Raw genomic sequence first — 20,025 nt, 5'->3', positions numbered from 1 at the left:
TCCGGCGCTCGGCGCCCGCCACCACCCGCCGGTGCATGATGGCCCCATGCCCGAAGGCGACACCGTCTGGCGGCTGGCGCAGCGTCTCGACCAGGCGCTGGCCGGCAGCCCGCTGACCCGCTGCGACCTGCGCGTCCCCCGTCTGGCCACGGTGGACCTCACCGGCCGCACGGTGCTCGCGGTGGTGCCCCGCGGCAAGCATCTGCTCACCCGCTTCGAGGGTGGCCTCACGCTCCACTCCCATCTGCGGATGGACGGCGCGTGGAAGATCTACGCCCCGGCCGAGCGCTGGCGCGGCGGCCCCGCGCACCAGATCCGGGCGGTCCTCGGCACCGCCGCGCACACCGCCGTCGGCTACCGCCTCCCGGTCCTGGAACTCCTGCGCACCGCCGACGAGTCCCGGGCCACCGGCCATCTCGGCCCCGATCTGCTGGGCCCGGACTGGGATCCCGCGGAGGCTCTGCGCCGGCTGCTCGCCGTGCCCGAACGGCCCCTCGGCGAGGCCCTGCTCGACCAGCGCAACCTCGCCGGCATCGGCAATGTCTACAAATCCGAGCTGTGCTTCCTGCTCGGCGCCTCCCCCTGGCTCCCGGTCGGCCGCCTCACCGCCCCCGAGCGCGCCCCGGCGCTCGCCAGAAAGCTCCTGGAGGCCAACAAGAACCGCCCCGCCCGGATCACCACTCCGTGGGGGTACCGCCCACGCCCGTTCGAGGGCAGTGGGGGAGCCCGCCCCGACCGCCGGCTGTGGGTCTACGGCCGCGCCGGCCGCCCCTGTCTGCGCTGCGGCACCCCCGTCCGTACCGCCGACCAGGACCCCACCGCCGAGGAACGCATCACCTACTGGTGCCCGACCTGCCAGCCGCCCCCACCGGCGGCACCGCCCTCCCCCTCACCGTGACCCCACCAGGCACTCCCCCACCCACCAGAAACCCCCGTCACTCACGCCCGCCCCGCTCCGCCCCCTCCCCCGACCGGCGACGCCGCCACACCTCGACGAGCCGCCCCGGCGCACTCCCCCACCACGCCTCGACCAGCCGCGCCTCCACGGCCGCCGGCACACCACCGCGCCCCGCACCGCGGCCCCGCGCGCCCTCGCGCCGCCCGTTCCACGGAACGCAGTGCACCGGCAGCAGACTGAGCCCCCAGCCGGCCGCGGCCACCGCGCCCTCCACCGGACCCGCTGACCCCGGCCACAGGACCAGCCGGCACACCGCCCACCACCACAGACCCGCGACGAACGCCGCGGATATCCACCGTCCCGGCACGGGCCTCGGACGCCTCGCCATGCCTGCCTCCTCGGGCCGACGCTAGACCGGGCCCGCCGCCCGGCGGCAGGGGCGCACCGGCGCACGCCCGGCGCGTGCGGTGCGCTCCGGTATCCCGGGCGGCGGGCCCGGTCGGCGACCGGTCACCGCGTCGCGGTCACGGTCAGTGGGCCTCGGCCTGGAACATCCAGTGGTGCTTCTCCAGATCGGCGGTGAGGCCGATGAGGAGGTCCTGGGAGACCGGGTCGGGCTCGTCGGTGGCGGCGATCCGCTCCCGCATCCGCCCGATGATCGCGCCGAGCGCGTCCACCATCGCGCGGACGACGTCGCCGTCCTTGACCCAGCCGTCGGGCGCCTCGCTGATGCCGCTGGTCTTGGCGACCGTCGCGCACCGGCCGTCCGGCGTGACCCCGATCGCCGAGGCCCGCTCGGCCACCGTGTCGGCGTGCTGCCGTGCGGAGGCGACGACGTCGTCGAGCTGGAGGTGGACGGAGCGGAAGCGCGGACCGACGACGTTCCAGTGCACCTGCTTGGCGACCAGGGAGAGATCCACCAGGTCGACCAGGGCGCCCTGGAGGGCGTTGCCGACGACGGTACGGGCTTCATCGGAGAGCGTGCTTGTGACCACAGACATCCAGATACTCCCTTTCAGGCGCATTGAGGATATTCGGGCGAATATTCCGATTTAGCCCCATGGTACGGGCCGGGGCTTCTCGCCGAGCAGCCGGAAAGCCGCCGGCCGGGCACCTGCCCGGCGGCCGAAGGGCATACGGCAAGCCCCGGCGGGGCTGCTGCCCGCCGGGGCTTCACGTATGCGTGGTCTGCGGTGTCAGGCCGCGACGACATCCACGACGTCGGCCGGGGACTTGATGGTCACGCGCTCCTCCGGCACACCGGCCAGGGACGTGACGGACACCGAATTGAGCTTCGGCCGGACCGGTGCCGGCACCGTGTCGGTCGCGGCCGCGGACGCGGCCAGCTCGGCGAGCGCCAGCTCGTCGCTGACCTCCCGCATCAGCTCGGACATGCGCACATCCAGCGCGTCGCAGATCGCCGAGAGCAGCTCGGAGGACGCCTCCTTCTGGCCCCTCTCGACCTCGGACAAGTAGCCGAGCGACACCCGGGCGGAGGACGAGACCTCGCGCAGGGTGCGGCCTTGGCGCTGACGCTGTCGGCGCAGCACGTCACCCAGCAGGCGACGAAGCAGAATCATCGCTGGCTCCCTCCTCGGACCTCGGATGCGGATCCTTCTCGCCCCACCGTACCGCCTCGGGCCGCAGCCGTGCCGGGAGCGAGTACGTGTTCACTCAGGGCTGCAAACATCAATTCCCCCCGTGTTGTTCCGTATCCTGTGCCCGCACATTTTCTGTGAGTTCGCTCAACAGCAGTGCGAGCACGGCGTGCACGCTGTCCCGGCGGATCCGGTCGCGGTCCCCCGCCAGCATCAGCCGCCGCACCTGCCCCGCGCCGTCCGGGCCCTGGACGGCGACGTAGACGGTGCCCACCGGCTGCCCGTCCTGCGGCTCGGGCCCGGCCACGCCCGTGGTGGCGATGCCCCAGTCCGCGCCGAGCACCCGCCGCACGCCGCCGGCCATCTGCCGCGCGACCTCGCCGTCCACGGCCCCGCGGTCGGCCAGCAGCGCGCCGTCCACCCCGAGCAGCTCCCGCTTGACGTCGGTGGCGTACGCGGTGACCGCCCCGCGCACCACCCGCGAGGCCCCGGGGACCGCGGTCAGCTCGCCCGCGACCAGCCCGCCGGTGAGCGACTCCGCCACCGCCAGGCTCTGCCGCCGCCCGGCGAGCACCTCCAGTGCCCCGGCCGCCGCAGACCCCGGCGCGTTCACCGGGCGTCGTCCCCGTCGGACCGTTCGGCGCGCTCCCGGGCCGCTCCGGCCCGGCGCAGCACCACGGCCTGCCGGACGTAGTCGAGCCCGGTAGCCACGGTCAGCACCACCGCCACCGCCATCACCCACCAGCGGAAGGTGGCCAGCGGCCCGTTCAGCACCAGGACGTACATGCCCACCGCGACGCCCTGCGCCAATGTCTTGATCTTGCCGCCCCGACTGGCCGGAATCACTCCGTGCTTGATCACCCAGAACCGCATCAGGGTGATGCCCAGCTCCCGGAAGAGGATCAGGCCCGTGACCCACCAGGGCAGATCCCCCAGTACCGACAGACAGATCAGCGCGGCCCCCATGATCGCCTTGTCGGCGATCGGATCGGCGATCTTGCCGAAGTCGGTGACCAGGTTGTACGTGCGCGCCAGATGGCCGTCGAAGACGTCGGTGATCATGGCGATGGCGAAGGCCGCCCAGGCGAACGACCGCCAGGCCGGACTCGTCCCGCCGCCGTGCATCAGCAGCAGCACGAACGCCGGGACCAGCAGCAGCCGCAGCATCGTCAGGACGTTGGCGATGTTCCACAGCCCGGCCTGCCGGACGGCCGGCGCGGTGCACGGCCTCCCGGCGGCGGAAGCCGAGGCCCCGCTCATCTGCCCGCCTCCTCGGTACACCCCGTACCGTCCACCGACAGCACCTCCGCCACGAGGTCCACGCCCTCGCTCGCGACCACCTTTGCTTCGACCATACGACCGGGCCGCAGCTCCTGGCCGGTCGTGAGCAGCGTGACCCCGTCGGTCTCCGGCGCCTGGTGCGCGGCCCGGCCGACGATCCCGTCGTCCTCGTCGTCGATCCGGTCCACCAGCACCCGGACCGTCTCCCCGACCCGCTCGGCCGCCCGCTGCGCGGTCAGCTCCTCGGCCAGCCGGGACACCCGGTCCAGCCGCTCGGCGACCACCTCGGGATCGACCTTGCCGTCGTAGCCGGCGGCCTCGGTGCCGTCCTCGTCGGAGTAGCCGAAGACGCCGATGGCGTCCAGCCGGGCCGCGCCGAGGAAGCGCTCCAGCTCCGCCAGGTCGCTCTCGGACTCGCCGGGGAAGCCGACGATGAAGTTGGAGCGCGCCCCGGCCTGGGGCGCCTTGGTGCGGATGGTCTCCAGCAGCTCCAGGAAGCGGTCGGTGTCGCCGAACCGCCGCATCGCGCGCAGCACGCCCGGCGCAGAGTGCTGGAAGGACAGGTCGAAGTAGGGCGCCACCTTGTCGGTGCCGGTCAGCACGTCGATCAGGCCGGGCCGCATCTCGGCGGGCTGGAGGTAGCTGACCCGGATCCGCTCGATGCCGTCGACCGCGGCCAGCTCCGGCAGCAGCGTCTCCAGCAGCCGGATGTCGCCGAGGTCCTTGCCGTAGGAGGTGTTGTTCTCGGAGACCAGCATGATCTCCTTGACGCCCTGCTCGGCCAGCCAGCGGGTCTCGCCGAGCACGTCGGAGGGCCGGCGGGAGATGAACGAGCCGCGGAAGGACGGGATCGCGCAGAACGAGCAGCGCCGGTCGCAGCCTGAGGCCAGCTTCACCGAGGCCACCGGCTCGTTGCCCAGCCGGCGGCGGAGCGGCGACCGCGGCCCGGAGGCCGGCGCGACGCCCGCGGGCAGGTCCTGGGGCGGGGCCGCCGGCTCCTCGGCGGCCTCCTGGGCGTGGCCGGGCAGCGCGACGCCGGCGGCGCCCTGGCGCTCGGCCGGGCTGATCGGCAGCAGCTTGCGGCGGTCGCGCGGGGTGTGCGAGGCGTGGATGCCGCCGCTGAGGATCGTCTGGAGCCGGTCGGAGATGTCGGCGTAGTCGTCGAAGCCGAGCACCCCGTCCGCTTCGGGCAGCGCCTCGGCCAGCTCCTTGCCGTAGCGCTCGGCCATGCAGCCGACCGCGACGACGGCCTGGGTGCGGCCGTCCCCCTCCCGGGCCGCGGCCTTCAGATCGTTGGCCTCCAGCAGGGCGTCGACGGAGTCCTTCTTGGCGGCCTCGACGAAGCCGCAGGTGTTGACGACGGCGACATCCGCGTCGGTGGCGTCCTCGACGAGCTCCCAGCCGTCCGCTGCCAAGCGGCCTGCGAGCTCCTCCGAGTCCACCTCGTTACGGGCGCAGCCAAGGGTGACAAGGGCGACGGTACGGCGTTCGGGCATGGGGCTCAGCCTACTTCGTCCCGGACACCCCCATGGCGTGCAGGTCTCCGCCGCCCGCCCCAGGGGTCCCGGGGGCGGGCGGCGGAGAGCTGCCGGGCACCGGTCCTCAGCCGGCCTGCGGGTCTCCCGGCGTGTAGCTCAACCGCTCCACCGAGCCCTCGTCGCCGACCTTCTTGACCTCCTTGCCGTTGACGTACAGCTGTACGGCACCGGCGTTGCCGACGACGAGGTCGATCCGCTTCTTGTCGGTGAACGTCTTCGACTCCCCCTGCTTGAGCAGCCCGTCCTGCAGGAGCGTGCCGTCGGCGTCCTTGGCGGAGATCCAGCTCTGCCCGTCCTTGGCGGTCACCTTGATCGTGACCTTGTCCTTGGGCAGCCCGGCGATGGCGCTGTCGGAGGGTGCCGGCTGGGGAGGCTGCGGGGCCCGGGGGTGGATGGTGCGGGCCGGCCCCGGCTTGTCGGCCTTGGCGGTGTCGGAGGCGATCGGGCCGCCCTCGTGCTTGCTGCCGCTGCTGAAGAACGTGAAGCCGGCGAAGCCGATCACCGCGACGATGGCGGCGACCATCGCGGCGGTCCAGTTGGGGCGGCGGGGCTCCGACCGGATCCGCTCCGCCTCGAAGAGCGGGGCGGCGACGGTCGGCGAGGGCCGGCCGCCGTGGTCGGCGTCGTAACGTTCGATCAGGGGCCCGGGGTCGAGGGAGACGGCGCGGGCGAGCGTTCTGATGTGGCCGCGGGCATAGACGTCGCCGCCGCACCGCGAGAAGTCGTCCTGCTCGATGGACTGCACGATCGGGATCCGCACCCGCGTCGCCGTACTGACCTCTTCGACGGTCAGTCCCGTGCCGATGCGGGCCTGCTGGAGGGCTCGACCGACCGACGGCCGGTCCGGACCGGGAGAAGGCCGGTCCTCTTCGACGGAAGGCCGGTCCTCTTCGGGGGAGTTGGGGGAGTTGCCGATGGACACGGGGGCGCCTTTCGAGCGTGTAGCCACCTGCTGGAAGTTCAGTCTAGGGGTGTTGCGAAAGGGTCGGGCAAGCGGGAGAGCCGGGTTTGTACGCCATCAGAACGCCCCTCGGCGCTGCCTCGGGGCCGGAGGCCGGAGCTGCCTCCCCGCCTCCCTCAACTTGACGGACCGCCGAGGGAAACGGTTGCCTCCTCGCACGCACGGGACGGCCCGTACGTGCGTGCTACTGGTTAGCCTCCCCCCGGATCAGCGCCAGCACTCCGTCCAATTCATCGGGCTTGACCAACACGTCCCGCGCCTTGGAGCCCTCGCTCGGCCCGACGACGTTCCGCGACTCCATCAGGTCCATCAGCCGGCCCGCCTTGGCGAACCCCACCCGCAGCTTGCGCTGCAGCATCGACGTCGACCCGAACTGGGTGGAGACCACCAGCTCCGCCGCCTGGCACAGCAGGTCGAGGTCGTCGCCGATGTCCTCGTCGATCTCCTTCTTCCTGGCGGAGCCGACGGTGACGTCGTCCCGGAAGACGGGCGCCATCTGGTCCTTGCAGTGCTGGACGACGGCGGCCACCTCCTCCTCGGTGACGAACGCGCCCTGCATGCGGACCGGCTTGTTCGCCCCCATCGGCAGGAACAGCCCGTCGCCCTTGCCGATCAGCTTCTCGGCGCCCGGCTGGTCGAGGATGACCCGGCTGTCGGCCAGCGAGGAGGTCGCGAACGCCAGCCGGGACGGCACATTGGCCTTGATCAGGCCGGTGACGACGTCGACCGAGGGCCGCTGGGTCGCCAGCACCAGGTGGATACCGGCCGCCCGGGCCAGCTGCGTGATGCGGACGATGGCGTCCTCGACGTCCCGCGGCGCCACCATCATCAGGTCCGCCAGCTCGTCGACGATCACCAGCAGATACGGGTACGGGGCCAGCTCCCGCTCGCTGCCCTCGGGCGTCTTGAGCTTGCCGGTACGGACCGCCTCGTTGAAGTCGTCGATGTGGCGGTAGCCGAACGCCGCGAGGTCGTCGTAGCGCAGGTCCATCTCGCGCACCACCCACTGCAACGCCTCGGCCGCCCGCTTGGGGTTGGTGATGATCGGCGTGATCAGGTGCGGAATGCCCTCGTAGGCCGTCAGCTCGACGCGCTTGGGGTCGACCAGCACCATCCGGACGTCCTCGGGGGTGGCGCGCATCATGACCGAGGTGATCAGGCAGTTGATGCACGACGACTTGCCCGAGCCGGTCGCGCCCGCGACCAGGACGTGCGGCATCTTCGCGATGTTCGCCATCACATAGCCGCCCTCGACGTCCTTGCCGAGCGCGACCAGCATCGGGTGGTCGTCCTCGGCGGCGTCCGCGAGGCGCAGCACGTCCCCGACGTTGACCATCTCGCGGTCGGTGTTCGGAATCTCGATGCCGACCGCGGACTTGCCGGGGATCGGCGAGATGATCCGCACGTCCGGGGAGGCCACCGCGTACGCGATGTTCTTGGCCAGCGCCGTGATCTTCTCGACCTTCACCGCGGGGCCCAGCTCGACCTCGTAGCGGGTGACCGTCGGGCCGCGGGTGAAGCCGGTGACCGCGGCGTCGACCTTGAACTCGGTGAAGACGTTCGTCAGCGACTCCACTATGGCGTCGTTGGCGGCGCTCCGCGCCTTGCCCGGCCCGCCCCGGGTGAGCAGGTCCAGCGAGGGCAGCCCGTAGGTGATGTCGCCGGCGAGCTGGAGCTGCTCGGCGCGCGGCGGCAGCTCGCCGGACGGTTCCGGCGCGGCCTTGGTGAGGTCCGGCACCGACGACTTGGTGAGGTCGGGCACCTTCGAGAGGCGCTCGGCGCCGCTGCCCGCCGCGGACGGCTCCGCGCCGCGGGCCGGCGGCACCGCGCCGCTCTGCTCGCCCGTATCCTCACCGCGCTCCCGGCGCTCCCCGATGCCGCCGCTGAGTTCGGCGACCAGCGGCGAGGGCTGGACGCCGTGCAGCACCGCGCCGTCCAGCGCCGCGGCGGCCGCGGCGGCCACGTCCACGGCGTCCATCGGCCGGTCGGCGGGCCGCTCCGGGCCCCGCCGCGGCGGCCGCCGCCTGGCGAGCGCGGCCTCCTCCAGCGCGTCCGGTTCGCCGTCGGCCGCCGCGGCGGCGCGACGCGGCCGGCGGGCCGGCTGCTCGCGCCACTCCGCGGCGTACTCCGCCTCGTCGTACTCGTCGGCGGTCTCCTCCGCGCCCTCCAGCAGGCCGAGCCGCACGCCGAGGGCCCGCAGCCGCTGCGGGATGGCGTTCACCGGCGTCGCGGTCACCACCAGCAGCCCGAAGACGGTCAGCAGCACCAGCAGCGCCACCGCCAGGGTCTGGCCGACGGTGAAGATCAGCGGTTTGGACGCCGCCCAGCCGACATAGCCACCGGCGTCCTGTATGGCGGCGAGCCCGTCGTCCCGCCCCGGGGACCCGCAGGCCATCGCCACCTGCCCGAGCACGCCGACCACCAGCGCCGAGAGCCCGATGACGATCCGGCCGTTGGCCTCCGGCCGCTCCGGATGCCGGATGAGCCGGATCGCGATGCCGCCGAGCAGTATCGGGACGACCAGGTCGAGCCGGCCGAATGCGCCGGTGACCAGCAACTCGACGAGATTGCCGACCGGACCGGACAGATTGGACCAGGTGCCGGCCGCGACGACCAGGGCCAGGCCGAGCAGCAGCAGCGCCAGCCCGTCCTTGCGGTGCGCCGGATCGAGGTTCTTGGCGCCGCGGCCGAAACTGCGGAACACCGCGCCGATGCCGTGCGCGGCACCGAGCCAGCAGGCCCGCGCCACGCGGTACACGCCGCCGGTCGGCGACGGCGCCGACCTGGCCGCGGCCTTCTTGGCGGGCGCCTTGCGCGCCGGGGCCTTCTTGGCGGCCGCGGTCTTCTTGGCCGGCGGCCGCTTCGCGGGCGTCTTCTTGGCGGCGGTCTTCTTCGCGGCGCCCCCGGACTGTCCGGCGCGCGGCTTCGAGGGGCCCGCCGTGCGCTGGGTTCCCTTGCCGGACGTACGTGAGGCCATGCCGACGAGATTACAGGCGCCGGCGCGCACGGCACGAGCGCGCGGCGCTTCACCCATTCGTGTCGCGCGCCGGACTCATGAGAGGCCGTCAGACGGCCCCGGACGCCCCGTCAGCCGGTGGGCGCCCCGGCCCCCGGCTCCAGGGCGTCCAGCGCCCGCCGCAGGCCGGTGAGTTTGCGCTCCAGATGCGCGGCGGTGGCCACCGCCGCGGCGTCCGCGGACTCGTCGAGCTGTTTGGAGAGCGCCTCGGCCTGCTCCTCGACGGCGGCCAGCCGCGCGGAGAGCTCGGCGAGCAGCCCGGCGGACTCCTTGGTCTCGCCGACGGCCTGCCGGCCGCCGTCCAGTTGCAGCCGCAGCAGCGCCGCCTGCTCGCGCAGTTGGCAGTTCTTCATGTACAGGTCGACGAAGACCGAGACCTTGGCGCGCAGCACCCACGGGTCGAACGGCTTGGAGATGTAGTCGACCGCGCCCGCCGCGTAGCCGCGGAAGGTGTGGTGCGGGCCGTGGTTGATCGCGGTGAGGAAGATGATCGGGATGTCGCGGGTGCGCTCCCGCCGTTTGATGTGCGCGGCGGTCTCGAAACCGTCCATCCCCGGCATCTGCACATCGAGCAGAATCACCGCGAAGTCGTCGGTGAGCAGTGCCTTGAGCGCTTCCTCCCCGGACGATGCCCGCACCAGTGTCTGATCGAGCGCGGAGAGGATCGCCTCCAGCGCCAGCAGATTCTCCGGCCGGTCATCGACCAGGAGGATCTTGGCCTTCTGCACCATGGCCCGTCCTCCTCGCCCCGGCATCGAACCGGACGCCGCCCCAGGGGACGGCTCCGTCACGCCGCCCGTCCTTGTGCCGGTCATGGTAGCTGCACCCCGCCTGTCGCCACACCCTGTCACCGCGATGTCACTGTGCACGTAGCAGAAACGCAGCGAGAGACGAGAAGGTTCCCCGAATCCCGCGGTTCCACACGTCCACGGCCACACTCAGTCAGCACGCGGTGATCCTCTTCCGGATCCCCATACTGGACGCCCACCGGACGCCCCGTCACCTCTGCCGCATCCAGTGCTCCATGACCGACAGCAGATGGTCGGTGTCCACCGGCTTGGTCACGTAGTCCGACGCCCCGGCGTCGATGCTCTTCTCCCGGTCGCCCTTCATCGCCTTCGCGGTCAGCGCGATGATGGGCAGCCCGGCGAACTGCGGCATCCGCCGGATCGCGGCCGTGGTCGCGTAACCGTCCATCTCCGGCATCATGATGTCCATCAGGACCAGCACGATATCGTCGTGCTGCTCCAGCACCTCGATGCCCTCCCGGCCGTTCTCCGCGTACAGCACCGACAGGCCGTGCTGCTCCAGGACGCTGGTGAGCGCGAAGACGTTGCGGATGTCGTCGTCGACGATCAGCACCTTCTCGCCGTGGAAGCCGCCCTCGAAGCCCGGGTCGACGAGGTCCTGCCCGTTGCCGAGCCAGGACTCGTCCGGCTGGTGGCCCGCCGCGGCCGGCGGCTGCGGCGCACCGGCCGCCGCGGACGGCGCCTGGCCGGGCAGCGCGAGCCGCCGCGCCGCGCCCGAAACCGCCCGCCGCCGGCGCCGGTTGAGGCTGCCGCCGGCCCCCGTCTCACGCGCCGGCTCCTCGCCCTCGACGTGCCCGGTCTCGACCTCGCGCGCCTCCGCGTCCATCGCCAGCCCGCCGGCGACCAGCTGCGGATAGCCCTGCGGCGGCAGCCCGCCGGGGTTGTGCGGCAGGTACAGCGTGAACGTCGAGCCGCGGTTGGGCTCGCTCTGGACGTGGATCTCGCCGCCCAGCAGCCGTGCGATCTCCCGGCTGATGGACAGGCCCAGGCCCGTACCGCCGTACTTGCGGCTGGTGGTCCCGTCGGCCTGCTTGAACGCCTCGAAGATGACCCGCATCTTGCTCGGCGCGATGCCGATACCGGTGTCGGTCACCGAGAAGGCGATCATGTCGGCGTCCGGGTCGCGCAGCGAGCCGTGCTCCAGCAGCTGCTCACGGATGGCCACCGGGACGTCCTCCCCGGCCGGCCGGATCACCAGCTCGACCGCACCGCTGTCGGTGAACTTCACCGCGTTGGACAGGAGGTTGCGCAGTACCTGGAGGAGCCGCTGCTCGTCGGTGTGGAGCGTCGCGGGCAGCTCCGGGGAGACCCGTACGGAGAAGTCGAGCCCCTTCTCGGCCGTCAGCGGCCGGAACGTCGCCTCGACGTAGTCGACGAGCTGGACCAGCGCGATCCGGGTCGGGCTGACGTCCATCTTGCCGGCCTCCACCTTGGACAGGTCGAGGATGTCGTTGATCAGCTGGAGCAGGTCGGAACCGGCGCCGTGGATGGTCTCGGAGAACTCCACCTGCTTCGGGGAGAGGTTCCCCTCGGCGTTGTCGGCCAGCAGCTTGGCGAGGATCAGCAGCGAGTTCAGCGGCGTGCGCAGCTCGTGCGACATGTTCGCCAGGAACTCCGACTTGTAGCGCATGGAGACCGCGAGCTGCTCGGCACGCTCCTCCAGGACCTGCCGGGCCTCCTCGATCTCGGTGTTCTTCACCTCGATGTCGCGGTTCTGCGCCCGCAGCTGCTCGGCCTTCTCCTCCAGTTCGGAGTTGGACAGCTCCAGCGCCTTCTGCCGGCTCTCCAACTCCGCGGAGCGCTCCCGCAGTTGCTCGGTCAGCTCCTGCGACTGCCCCAGCAGCACCTCGGTCTTGGTGTTGACCGAGATGGTGTTGACGCTCGTCGCGATCATCTCGGCGATCTGGCTGAGGAAGTCCTTCTGGATCTGGGTGAACGGCTGGAAGGACGCCAGCTCGATGACGCCGAGGACCTTGTCCTCGAAGAGCACCGGCAGCACGATGATGTTGGCCGGCGGCGCCTCCCCCAGCCCCGAGGCGATCTTGAGGTAGCCGGAGGGCACGTTCTCCACCAGGATCGTGCGGCCCTCCTCGGCCGCCGTCCCGATCAGCGTCTCCCCGGGCCGGAACGTCGTCGGCATCTCCCCCATGGAGTAGCCGTACGAGCCCATCAGCCGCAGCTCGTACCCGCCGTCGCCGTCGGTGCCGATCTCCTGCACGTCGGGCCGCGCGGCGAGGAAGAACGCCCCGTGCTGCGCGGAGACCGCGGGCGAGAGCTCGCTCATGATGAGCGTGGCGACGTCCTTGAGGTCGCGCCGACCCTGCATCAGACCGGAGATCCGGGCGAGGTTGCCCTTCAGCCAGTCCTGTTCCTCGTTGGCGAGGGTGGTCTCCCGGAGCGTGGAGATCATGGTGTTGATGTTGTCCTGGAGCTCCAGGATCTCGCCGGCCGCGTCCACGTCGATGCGGACGTTGTGGTCGCCGAGGGTCACCGCGGCGGCGACCGCGGCGATGGCCCGGACCTGCCGGGTGAGGTTCCCGGCCATCTCGTTCACCGACTCCGTCAGGTCCTTCCAGGTGCCGGCCACGCCGCGCACCTGCGCCTGACCGCCCAGCTGGCCCTCCGTGCCCACCTCGCGGGCCACCCTGGTGACCTGCTCGGCGAACGACGACAGCTGGTCGACCATCGTGTTGATGGTGGTCTTCAGCGCCAGGATCTCGCCCCGCGCGTCGATGTCGATCTTCTTGGTCAGGTCGCCCTTGGCGATGGCGGTGGTGACCATGGCGATGTTGCGGACCTGGCCGGTGAGGTTGTTGGCCATGGAGTTCACCGACTCGGTGAGGTCCTTCCACGTGCCGGCGACACCGGGCACCCGGGCCTGGCCGCCCAGGATGCCGTCGGTGCCCACCTCACGGGCCACCCGGGTCACCTCGTCGGCGAACGACGAGAGCGTGGTCACCATGGTGTTGACGGTGTCGGCCAGCTGCGCGACCTCGCCGCGCGCCTCGACCGTCACCTTCTTCGTCAGGTCGCCGTTGGCGACCGCCGCCGAGACCTGCGAGATGTTCCGCACCTGGATGGTCAGGTTGTTGGCCATCAGGTTGACGTTGTCGCTGAGGTCCTTCCAGATCCCGGTGACGCCCGGAACCCGTGCCTGGCCGCCGAGTTGGCCCTCCGTACCGACCTCGCGGGCCACCCGCGTCACCTGCTCCGCGAACAGCGACAGCTGGTCGACCATGGTGTTCACGGTCGTGACGAGTTCGAGGATCTCGCCCTTGGCGTCGACGGTGATCTTCTTGGAGAGGTCGCCGCGGGCCACCGCGGTCGTCACCTCGCCGATGTTGCGCACCTGCGACGTCAGGTTGTTGGCCATGAAGTTGACGGACTGGGTGAGGTCCTTCCACGTACCGCTGACGCCCTGGACCTCGGCCTGGCCGCCCAGGATGCCCTCGGTGCCGACCTCCCTGGCGACCCGGGTGACCTCCTCGGCGAACGAGGAGAGCTGGTCCACCATGGTGTTGAGGGTGTTCTTGAGCTCCAGGATCTCGCCGCGCGCGTCCACGTCGATCTTCTGCGACAGGTCGCCCCGCGCCACCGCCGTCGCGACCTGCGCGATGTTGCGGACCTGGGCGGTGAGGTTGCCGGCCATGCCGTTCACCGAGTCTGTCAGATCACGCCAGACACCGGCGACGCCCGGCACCTGCGCCTGACCGCCCAGCCGGCCCTCCGTGCCGACCTCCCGGGCGACCCGGGTCACCTGCTCGGCGAAGGCGGAGAGCTGGTCGACCATCGTGTTGATGGTGTTCTTGAGCTCCAGGATCTCGCCGCGCGCATCGACGTCGATCTTCTGCGACAGGTCGCCCCGCGCCACCGCCGTCGTCACCTGGGCGATCTGCCGCACCTGCGAGGTGAGGTTGCCCGCCATGAAGTTGACGGAGTCGGTCAGTTCCTTCCAGGTGCCGCTGACGCCGTCCACCCGCGCCTGGCCGCCCAGCCGGCCCTCGGTGCCCACGTCCCTGGCCATGCGGGTGACCTGGTCGGCGAACGACGACAGCTGGTCCACCATGGTGTTCACGGTGTTCTTCAGCTGGAGCATCTCGCCGGAGACGTCCACGGTGACCTTCTGCGAGAGGTCGCCGTTGGCCACCGCCGTCGTCACCTGGGCGATGTTGCGCACCTGCCCGGTGAGGTTGCGGAAGGCGGTGTTGACGGAGTCGGTGAGGTCCTTCCAGGTGCCGGCCGCGCCCGGTACGGCGGCCTGGCCGCCCAGTTCGCCCTCGACGCCGATCTCCCGCGCCACCCGCGTCACTTCGGCACCGAACGACGAGAGCTGGTCCACCATCGTGTTGACGGTGTTCTTCAACTCCAGCATCTCGCCGGCCACATCGACGGTGACCTTCTGCGAAAGGTCGCCGTTGGCCACCGCCGTCGTCACCTGGGCGATGTCCCGGACCTGCCCGGTGAGGTTGCGGAAGGCGTTGTTCACCGAGTCGGTGAGGTCCTTCCACGTACCCGCGGCGCCCGGCACCTGCGCCTGGCCGCCGAGCTGGCCCTCGGCCCCGACCTCGTTGGCCACCCGCGTCACCTCGTCGGCGAAGGTGCGCAGGGTCTCGGTCATGGTGTTGATGGTCTCGGCCAGCTGCGCCACCTCGCCGCGGGCGCTGACCGTGACCTTCTGCGACAGGTCGCCGTTGGCGACCGCGGTGGTCACCTGGGCGATCCCGCGCACCTGCGCGGTCAGATTGCCCGCCATGAGGTTGACGGAGTCGGTCAGGTCCTTCCACACCCCGGCCACGCCGGGGACCTGGGCCTGGCCGCCCAGCTCCCCTTCGGTGCCGACCTCGCGTGCGACCCGGGTCACCTCGGAGGCGAACGAGGACAGCTGGTCCACCATCGTGTTGACGGTGTTCTTCAGCTCCAGCATCTCGCCGGCGACATGGACGGTCACCTTGCGCGACAGATCGCCCTTGGCCACGGCCGTGGTGACGAGAGCGATGTCACGTACCTGCGCGGTCAGCCGGGACGCCATCGTATTGACGGAATCCGTGAGGTCCTTCCACGAACCGGACATTCCGCGCACCCGCGCCTGGCCGCCGAGCTTGCCCTCCGTACCGACCTCGCTGGCCACCCTGGTGACCTCGTCGGTGAAGGCGGAGAGCTGGTCCACCAGACCGTTGACGGTCCGGCCGACCTTCAGGAATTCACCCCTCAGAGGATGCTCCGAAGAGCTGTCCGAACTCCGCGACCGCAGGTCCATCCGCTGCTCAAGGTCGCCCTCGGAGACCGCGGACAGCACCCGCCCCACCTCGGAGACCGGCCGCACCAGATCGTCGACCAGGGCGTTGGACGCCTCGATGGCCGCGGCCCAGGAGCCCTCGGCCGCGCCGACCTCCAGCCGCTCGGTGAGCTTTCCCTCACGTCCGACGACCCGGCGCACCCGCGCCAGCTCGCCCGTCAGATGCAGATTGCGGTCGGCGACCTCGTTGAAGACCGCCGCGATCTCCGACATGACGCCTTCGCCGGAAACCGTCAACCGCTTGCGGAAGTTCCCGTCCCGCATGGCGACGAGCGCGGCGAGCAGCCGATTCAGCGCAGCTGTATCGACCTCAGTCGTCCCATTACTCCGGGATCGTCCGCCTTTTGCGCGCGTGCTTGCGCCCCGCGCGACTGCGCCAGACTCCACCGTGTCCCTCCCGCAGGGTCGACTGTTCTCTCCGGGCTCTCTCTTCATGCTTGCCCAGTGTTTCACCACGGCTCAACCAGGCCATAACAGTTCGGCAGCATCGCACACCGTCCCGATGCACGATTGGGGCGAAAGACACGTGACCGGCATCCCCGGGCCCGGCGAAGGTAAGTAACCTGGCATACGGCTGTCCACCCGACCCGGTGTTTCCCTACGGGCGGTGGTGCGAGCACGACAGGTATTCGGAGGGGCACCGCGACCATGGGGGAGCAGATCACCGACACACGCATGAGGAGACCAGTGATCACCGCGCGGGCCGCCGCCACCTTCGAGCCGGTCGGGCGCTCCGTCGCCACAGCCCGCGCCTTCGTCCGCGACACCCTCCAGGGCTGGGGCTGCGCCGACATCGTCGACGACGCCGTGGTCCTCACCAGCGAACTGGTCACCAATGCCGTGGTGCACGCCGGCACCGCCGCCGACGTCCTGTGCCTGCGCACCGACGGCGGCGTCCGGATCTCCGTCGCCGACCGCTACCCCGAGCGCGAGATCCCCCTCCAGAGCACCGGCCAGGCCATGGTCCACCCCGACCGCGAGGGCGGCCGCGGCCTGCTCCTGTGCGGCGCGCTGGCCGCCCGCTGGGGCGTGGAGTACACCGCCGCCCAGAAGCACGTCTGGTTCCACCTCGAACTCCCCGAGCGCCCGGCCGGCACCCGCTCCGCCGGCCCCGCCCTCCCCGTGGACGCCCTCCCGGTCACCGACACCCGGGTCCGGGTCGCGGTGATCCAGGTCGACCGCGGCGGCGGCGTCACGTTCTGGAACGAGGACGCCCAGGGCCTCTTCGGCTACGACCCCGAGCAGGTCATCGGCAAACCCCTCACCGACTTCGCCGCCTGGCCGCACACCCCCGGCACCGGCACCGGCATCGCCGAGGCGCTCCAGCTCTCCCGCTGGGAGGGCTCCTACGGCATAAGGGACGCCGACGGCCGCGTCGTCCCCGTCTACGCCTCCCACCTGCGCGTCCGCGACACCGACGGCGAGGCGTCCACCGTCTGCCTGCTCGTCCGCGACCACGAGCGCGCCGTCCTCCAGAGCCCCCAGCGCCCGCCCGCCACCGACGCCACCCCCACGCACGAGGGCCGCCCCGCCGACCCCTTCGAGGTCTTCATCGGCTCCCCCGCCCCCGACGACCTCGACGGCCTCCTCCAGCGCACCGTCGAACGCGCCCGCGACATGCTCGACGGCGACGCCGCCTACCTCCTCCTCGCCACCGACGACGAGACCGAGCTGGAGGTCCGCGCCTCGACGGGCCTGCCCTCCGCCCGCCAGCGGTTCGCCCGCGTCCCCGTCGAGGCCGGCTCCGGACGCTACGGCTCCGCCCGGATGCCCGCCGTCCACGAGGACCTCACCGCCGTCCCCGGCGCCGTCCCGCTGCTGTCCGGCACGGGCATGCGCTCGGTCGTCACCGTCCCGCTCAAGGTCGAGGGCCGGCTCACCGGCTCGCTGGGCGTCGCCGCCGAGAGCCCCGCCCGCTACACCAACGAAGAGGCCCTGCGCCTCCAGTTCGCCGCCGACCGCATCGCCCTCGCCGTCGAACGGGCCCGCCTCACCGAGCTGGAGAAGCTCCGCCGCGGCTCCCTCTCCTTCCTCGTCGAGGCGTCCGACCTCCTGGCCGGCACCCTCGACCGCGACCAGACCCTGGCCCTGATGGCCCAGATGACGGTCCCCACGCTCGCCACCTGGTGCGCCGTCTACACCGTCGCCGACCAGGCGTCCGAACCCGAACTCTCCTACGTCCTCCACGAGGACGAGGACCGCATCGACGGCCTCAAGACCCTCCTGCAGAGGGTCGATCCGCCCGAACCGGTCCCCACCCCCGGCGCCCGCGTCTGGACCGCCCCCGCCGACGCCGCCCACGACGCGGCGCTGCGCACCTCCCTGCGCAGCCTCGGCCTGGAGGAGTCCGCCCGCCCGTCCAAGGGGCCCGGCGCCACTCTCGCCACCGCCGCCGCGGTCGGCGGCGAGACCGTCGTCCTCCCCCTGGTCGCCCGCAACCGCGTCATCGGCATGCTCACCCTCGGCAAGCCCACCGAGGAGCACTTCCGCCAGGAGATCCTCGAACTCGCCGAGGACCTCTCCCGACGCGCCGCCCTCGCCCTGGACAACTCCCGCCTCTACAGCGAGCGCACCGCCATCAGCCAGTCCCTCCAGCGCAGCCTGCTGCCCCCGGAACTCCCCGACATCCCCGGCGTCGAGGCCGAGGTCATCTACCGCGCGGCCGGCGAGGGCAACGAGGTCGGCGGCGACTTCTACGACCTCTTCCCCATCCGGGACGGCGCCTACGGCTTCGCCATCGGCGACGTCTGCGGCACCGGCCCCGAGGCCGCCGCCGTCACGGGCCTGGCCCGCCACGCCCTCCGCCTCCTCGCCCGCGAGGGCTTCGGCGGCCCCGCCGTCCTGGAGCGGCTCAACGCCGCCATCCTCGACGAGGGCGCCCGCAGCCGCTTCCTGACGCTCCTTTACGGCGAGTTGTGGCCCCAGGACGACGGCAGCGCCCTGCTGAAGGTGGTCTGCGCCGGGCACCCGCTCCCGCTCCGCCTCCGCCAGGACGGCTCGGTCGAGCCGGCCGCCGAACCCCAGCCCCTCCTCGGCGTCATGGACGACCTGGAACTCTACGAACAGACCGTCACCCTCGACCCCGGCGACGTCCTGCTGTGCGTCACCGACGGCGTCACCGAACGCCGCGAGGGCACCCGCATGCTCGGCGACGACGGCCTCACCGACGTCCTGACGACGTGTACGGGCCTGACCGCCGGCGCCGTCGCCGCCCGCGTCCTGCGCGCCGTGGAACGCTTCGCCGCCGAACCAGCCTCCGACGACATGGCCATCCTCGCCCTCCGCGTCCCCGAAATCCCCGCCGCCTAGGGCCTTCAGGGCCGGGCGGCGGGGCCCACCCGCCCTTTCCCGCACTCCCGCAAACGAAAAAGTCCCCCACCGGTCGGTGAGGGACTTTCCCTTATCTGAGCCCCAATACGGAATCGAACCGTAGACCTTCTCCTTACCATGGAGACGCTCTGCCGACTGAGCTATTGGGGCCGGCAACGAGATAAATACTACCCCACTCCCGCGCCATTTCCGAACCGGACGCACCCGCTCAGAAAGCCGGCTGAAGCAATCCGCCCAGCGCATTGCAGGCCCCCGCCATCCGCTGCACCTCGCGCCGCGTCATCCCGGCCTCGACCGGCAACGCCAACGTCTCGTCGACCGCCCGCTCGGTCTCCGGCAGAAAGACGTCCCGCCGCAACCCCGGCATCCGGTAGACCGGCGTCTGCACCGGCACCCGGCACCCAACTCCCTTGCCCCGCAAGGCCCGTGCGAAGGCATCCCGGTCCGGCCGCCCGTTTCCCGGCACCCGCACCACATACCGCTCATAGGTGTGCCCGGCTGCAGGCACCGGCGTCCGTACGCCCCGCAACCGCCCGTCCAGATACCGGGCATGCTCCCCCCGCAGCTCCGCCCCCTCCGGCCGCGCCCCCGGCTCCTCCTCGACCAGCACCAACAACCCGTACCGCCGGCCGACTTCGCGGATCCACGCCACCTCTGCCGGCCGCCCGAACCGATGCACCGCCACCACGGCGGCGGTCCGGCCGTTCACCGCGTCCGCCACCGCCGCCGGATCCAGGCAGTAACTGTCGGCATCCACATCGGCGAACACCGGCACCGCCCCCAACTCCACCACGGCAGAGGCGACTTCGGCGTTGCCGTAAGCCGGCACCACCACCTCGTCACCCGCACGAACACCGGCCGACCTGAGCGTTCCCACTGTCCCCATGCCGCGGAGCATGTCCAGGACAGTTGAACGTCACGTTACGCCCAACACCTCATCCCCCGAACAAAAAAGCTCCGGTCCCTGAACCAGAAGGTTCAGGGACCGGAGCTGAATGATAGTTCGGCGGCGTCCTACTCTCCCACAGGGTCCCCCCTGCAGTACCATCGGCGCTGAAAGGCTTAGCTTCCGGGTTCGGAATGTAACCGGGCGTTTCCCTAACGCTATAACCACCGAAACACTATGAAACTTTAGAACAACCGTTGGTCTGTTCATGGCTTCAGAACCAACACAGTGGACGCGAGCAACTGAGGACAAGCCCTCGGCCTATTAGTACCAGTCAACTCCACACCTTACGATGCTTCCATATCTGGCCTATCAACCCAGTCATCTACTGGGAGCCTTACCCCATCAAGTG

13 protein-coding genes, 1 tRNA gene and 2 rRNA genes are annotated in these 20,025 nt (G+C 71.4%); 2 read left to right on the top strand and 14 right to left on the bottom strand.

The features are described 5' to 3' along the window. Positions 1–46: 46 nt before the first annotated feature. A complete protein-coding gene (locus B073_RS0111310) occupies positions 47–898 on the top strand; it encodes an Fpg/Nei family DNA glycosylase (protein ID WP_018538205.1) in 852 nt (283 codons plus the stop codon). A gap of 37 nt (positions 899–935) precedes the next feature. On the opposite strand, the gene B073_RS43260 is transcribed toward B073_RS0111310, so the two are convergent. The 10 genes from B073_RS43260 to B073_RS0111260 form a co-directional block, all read right to left on the bottom strand. Then, positions 936–1,286 carry a hypothetical protein gene (locus B073_RS43260; RefSeq protein ID WP_018538204.1) on the bottom strand — a complete coding sequence of 117 codons (351 nt, stop codon included), beginning with the start codon at positions 1,284–1,286 and terminating at the stop codon, positions 936–938. Positions 1,287–1,428: 142 nt separating this feature from the next. Further along, the gene (locus B073_RS0111300) at positions 1,429–1,899 is read right to left on the bottom strand and encodes a Dps family protein (protein WP_018538203.1); all 471 of its coding nucleotides are present in this window, start codon (positions 1,897–1,899) and stop codon (positions 1,429–1,431) included. A gap of 195 nt (positions 1,900–2,094) precedes the next feature. Further along, entirely contained in the window at positions 2,095–2,478 is a 384-nt protein-coding gene (locus B073_RS0111295) for a helix-turn-helix domain-containing protein (RefSeq protein ID WP_016571084.1), read from the bottom strand. Positions 2,479–2,587: 109 nt separating this feature from the next. Continuing rightward, a complete protein-coding gene (locus tag B073_RS0111290) occupies positions 2,588–3,109 on the bottom strand; it encodes a CinA family protein (RefSeq protein WP_018538202.1) in 522 nt (173 codons plus the stop codon). After that, the gene (pgsA, locus tag B073_RS0111285) at positions 3,106–3,756 is read right to left on the bottom strand and encodes a CDP-diacylglycerol--glycerol-3-phosphate 3-phosphatidyltransferase (RefSeq protein ID WP_018538201.1); all 651 of its coding nucleotides are present in this window, start codon (positions 3,754–3,756) and stop codon (positions 3,106–3,108) included. The genes B073_RS0111290 and pgsA overlap by 4 nt, the downstream gene beginning before the upstream one ends. Continuing rightward, positions 3,753–5,273, bottom strand: a complete 1,521-nt coding sequence (gene rimO, locus B073_RS0111280; protein WP_018538200.1) for a 30S ribosomal protein S12 methylthiotransferase RimO — start codon at positions 5,271–5,273, stop codon at positions 3,753–3,755. The genes pgsA and rimO overlap by 4 nt, the downstream gene beginning before the upstream one ends. 106 nt (positions 5,274–5,379) lie before the next feature. Then, positions 5,380–6,237: a helix-turn-helix domain-containing protein gene (locus B073_RS0111275; protein WP_018538199.1), complete on the bottom strand. Its 858-nt coding sequence runs from the start codon at positions 6,235–6,237 to the stop codon at positions 5,380–5,382. Positions 6,238–6,460: 223 nt separating this feature from the next. Beyond that, positions 6,461–9,253 (bottom strand): DNA translocase FtsK, encoded by a 2,793-nt coding sequence (locus B073_RS0111270; protein WP_037811485.1) that lies wholly within the window; start codon positions 9,251–9,253, stop codon positions 6,461–6,463. A 110-nt stretch (positions 9,254–9,363) separates the two neighbouring features. Further along, positions 9,364–10,023 carry a response regulator gene (locus B073_RS0111265; RefSeq protein ID WP_018538197.1) on the bottom strand — a complete coding sequence of 220 codons (660 nt, stop codon included), beginning with the start codon at positions 10,021–10,023 and terminating at the stop codon, positions 9,364–9,366. Positions 10,024–10,291: 268 nt separating this feature from the next. Further along, entirely contained in the window at positions 10,292–15,784 is a 5,493-nt protein-coding gene (locus B073_RS0111260; RefSeq protein WP_026247268.1) for a HAMP domain-containing protein, read from the bottom strand. A gap of 261 nt (positions 15,785–16,045) precedes the next feature. On the opposite strand from B073_RS0111260, the gene B073_RS0111255 reads away from it, so the two are divergent. After that, on the top strand, positions 16,046–18,706 hold the full coding sequence (locus B073_RS0111255; RefSeq protein ID WP_037811478.1) for a SpoIIE family protein phosphatase: 2,661 nt from the start codon (positions 16,046–16,048) through the stop codon (positions 18,704–18,706). Between the two features lie 98 nt (positions 18,707–18,804). On the opposite strand, the gene B073_RS0111250 is transcribed toward B073_RS0111255, so the two are convergent. The 4 genes from B073_RS0111250 to B073_RS0111235 form a co-directional block, all read right to left on the bottom strand. Next, positions 18,805–18,877: transfer RNA gene (locus B073_RS0111250), tRNA-Thr, on the bottom strand. 58 nt (positions 18,878–18,935) lie between these two features. Continuing rightward, positions 18,936–19,613 carry a DegT/DnrJ/EryC1/StrS family aminotransferase gene (locus tag B073_RS0111245; protein WP_026247267.1) on the bottom strand — a complete coding sequence of 226 codons (678 nt, stop codon included), beginning with the start codon at positions 19,611–19,613 and terminating at the stop codon, positions 18,936–18,938. 115 nt (positions 19,614–19,728) lie between these two features. Continuing rightward, positions 19,729–19,845, bottom strand: a 5S ribosomal RNA gene (gene rrf, locus B073_RS0111240). A 72-nt stretch (positions 19,846–19,917) separates the two neighbouring features. Continuing rightward, positions 19,918–20,025, bottom strand: a 23S ribosomal RNA gene (locus tag B073_RS0111235); the annotation flags it as partial.

This window comes from Streptomyces sp. MspMP-M5, assembly GCF_000373585.1.
Lineage (GTDB): Bacteria > Actinomycetota > Actinomycetes > Streptomycetales > Streptomycetaceae > Streptomyces.
The sequence above is the reverse complement of the archived record's forward strand: the minus strand, read 5'-3'. Positions and strand labels throughout refer to the sequence as shown.

Coding starts and splice junctions, on each gene's coding strand:
- B073_RS0111295 (WP_016571084.1), bottom strand. CDS start 2,478: ATGATTCTGCTTCGTCGCCTGCTGGGTGACGTGCTGCGCCGACAGCGT.
- B073_RS0111245 (WP_026247267.1), bottom strand. CDS start 19,613: ATGGGGACAGTGGGAACGCTCAGGTCGGCCGGTGTTCGTGCGGGTGAC.
- B073_RS0111255 (WP_037811478.1), top strand. CDS start 16,046: ATGGGGGAGCAGATCACCGACACACGCATGAGGAGACCAGTGATCACC.
- B073_RS43260 (WP_018538204.1), bottom strand. CDS start 1,286: ATGGCGAGGCGTCCGAGGCCCGTGCCGGGACGGTGGATATCCGCGGCG.
- B073_RS0111300 (WP_018538203.1), bottom strand. CDS start 1,899: ATGTCTGTGGTCACAAGCACGCTCTCCGATGAAGCCCGTACCGTCGTC.
- B073_RS0111270 (WP_037811485.1), bottom strand. CDS start 9,253: ATGGCCTCACGTACGTCCGGCAAGGGAACCCAGCGCACGGCGGGCCCC.
- rimO (WP_018538200.1), bottom strand. CDS start 5,273: ATGCCCGAACGCCGTACCGTCGCCCTTGTCACCCTTGGCTGCGCCCGT.
- B073_RS0111265 (WP_018538197.1), bottom strand. CDS start 10,023: ATGGTGCAGAAGGCCAAGATCCTCCTGGTCGATGACCGGCCGGAGAAT.
- pgsA (WP_018538201.1), bottom strand. CDS start 3,756: ATGAGCGGGGCCTCGGCTTCCGCCGCCGGGAGGCCGTGCACCGCGCCG.
- B073_RS0111310 (WP_018538205.1), top strand. CDS start 47: ATGCCCGAAGGCGACACCGTCTGGCGGCTGGCGCAGCGTCTCGACCAG.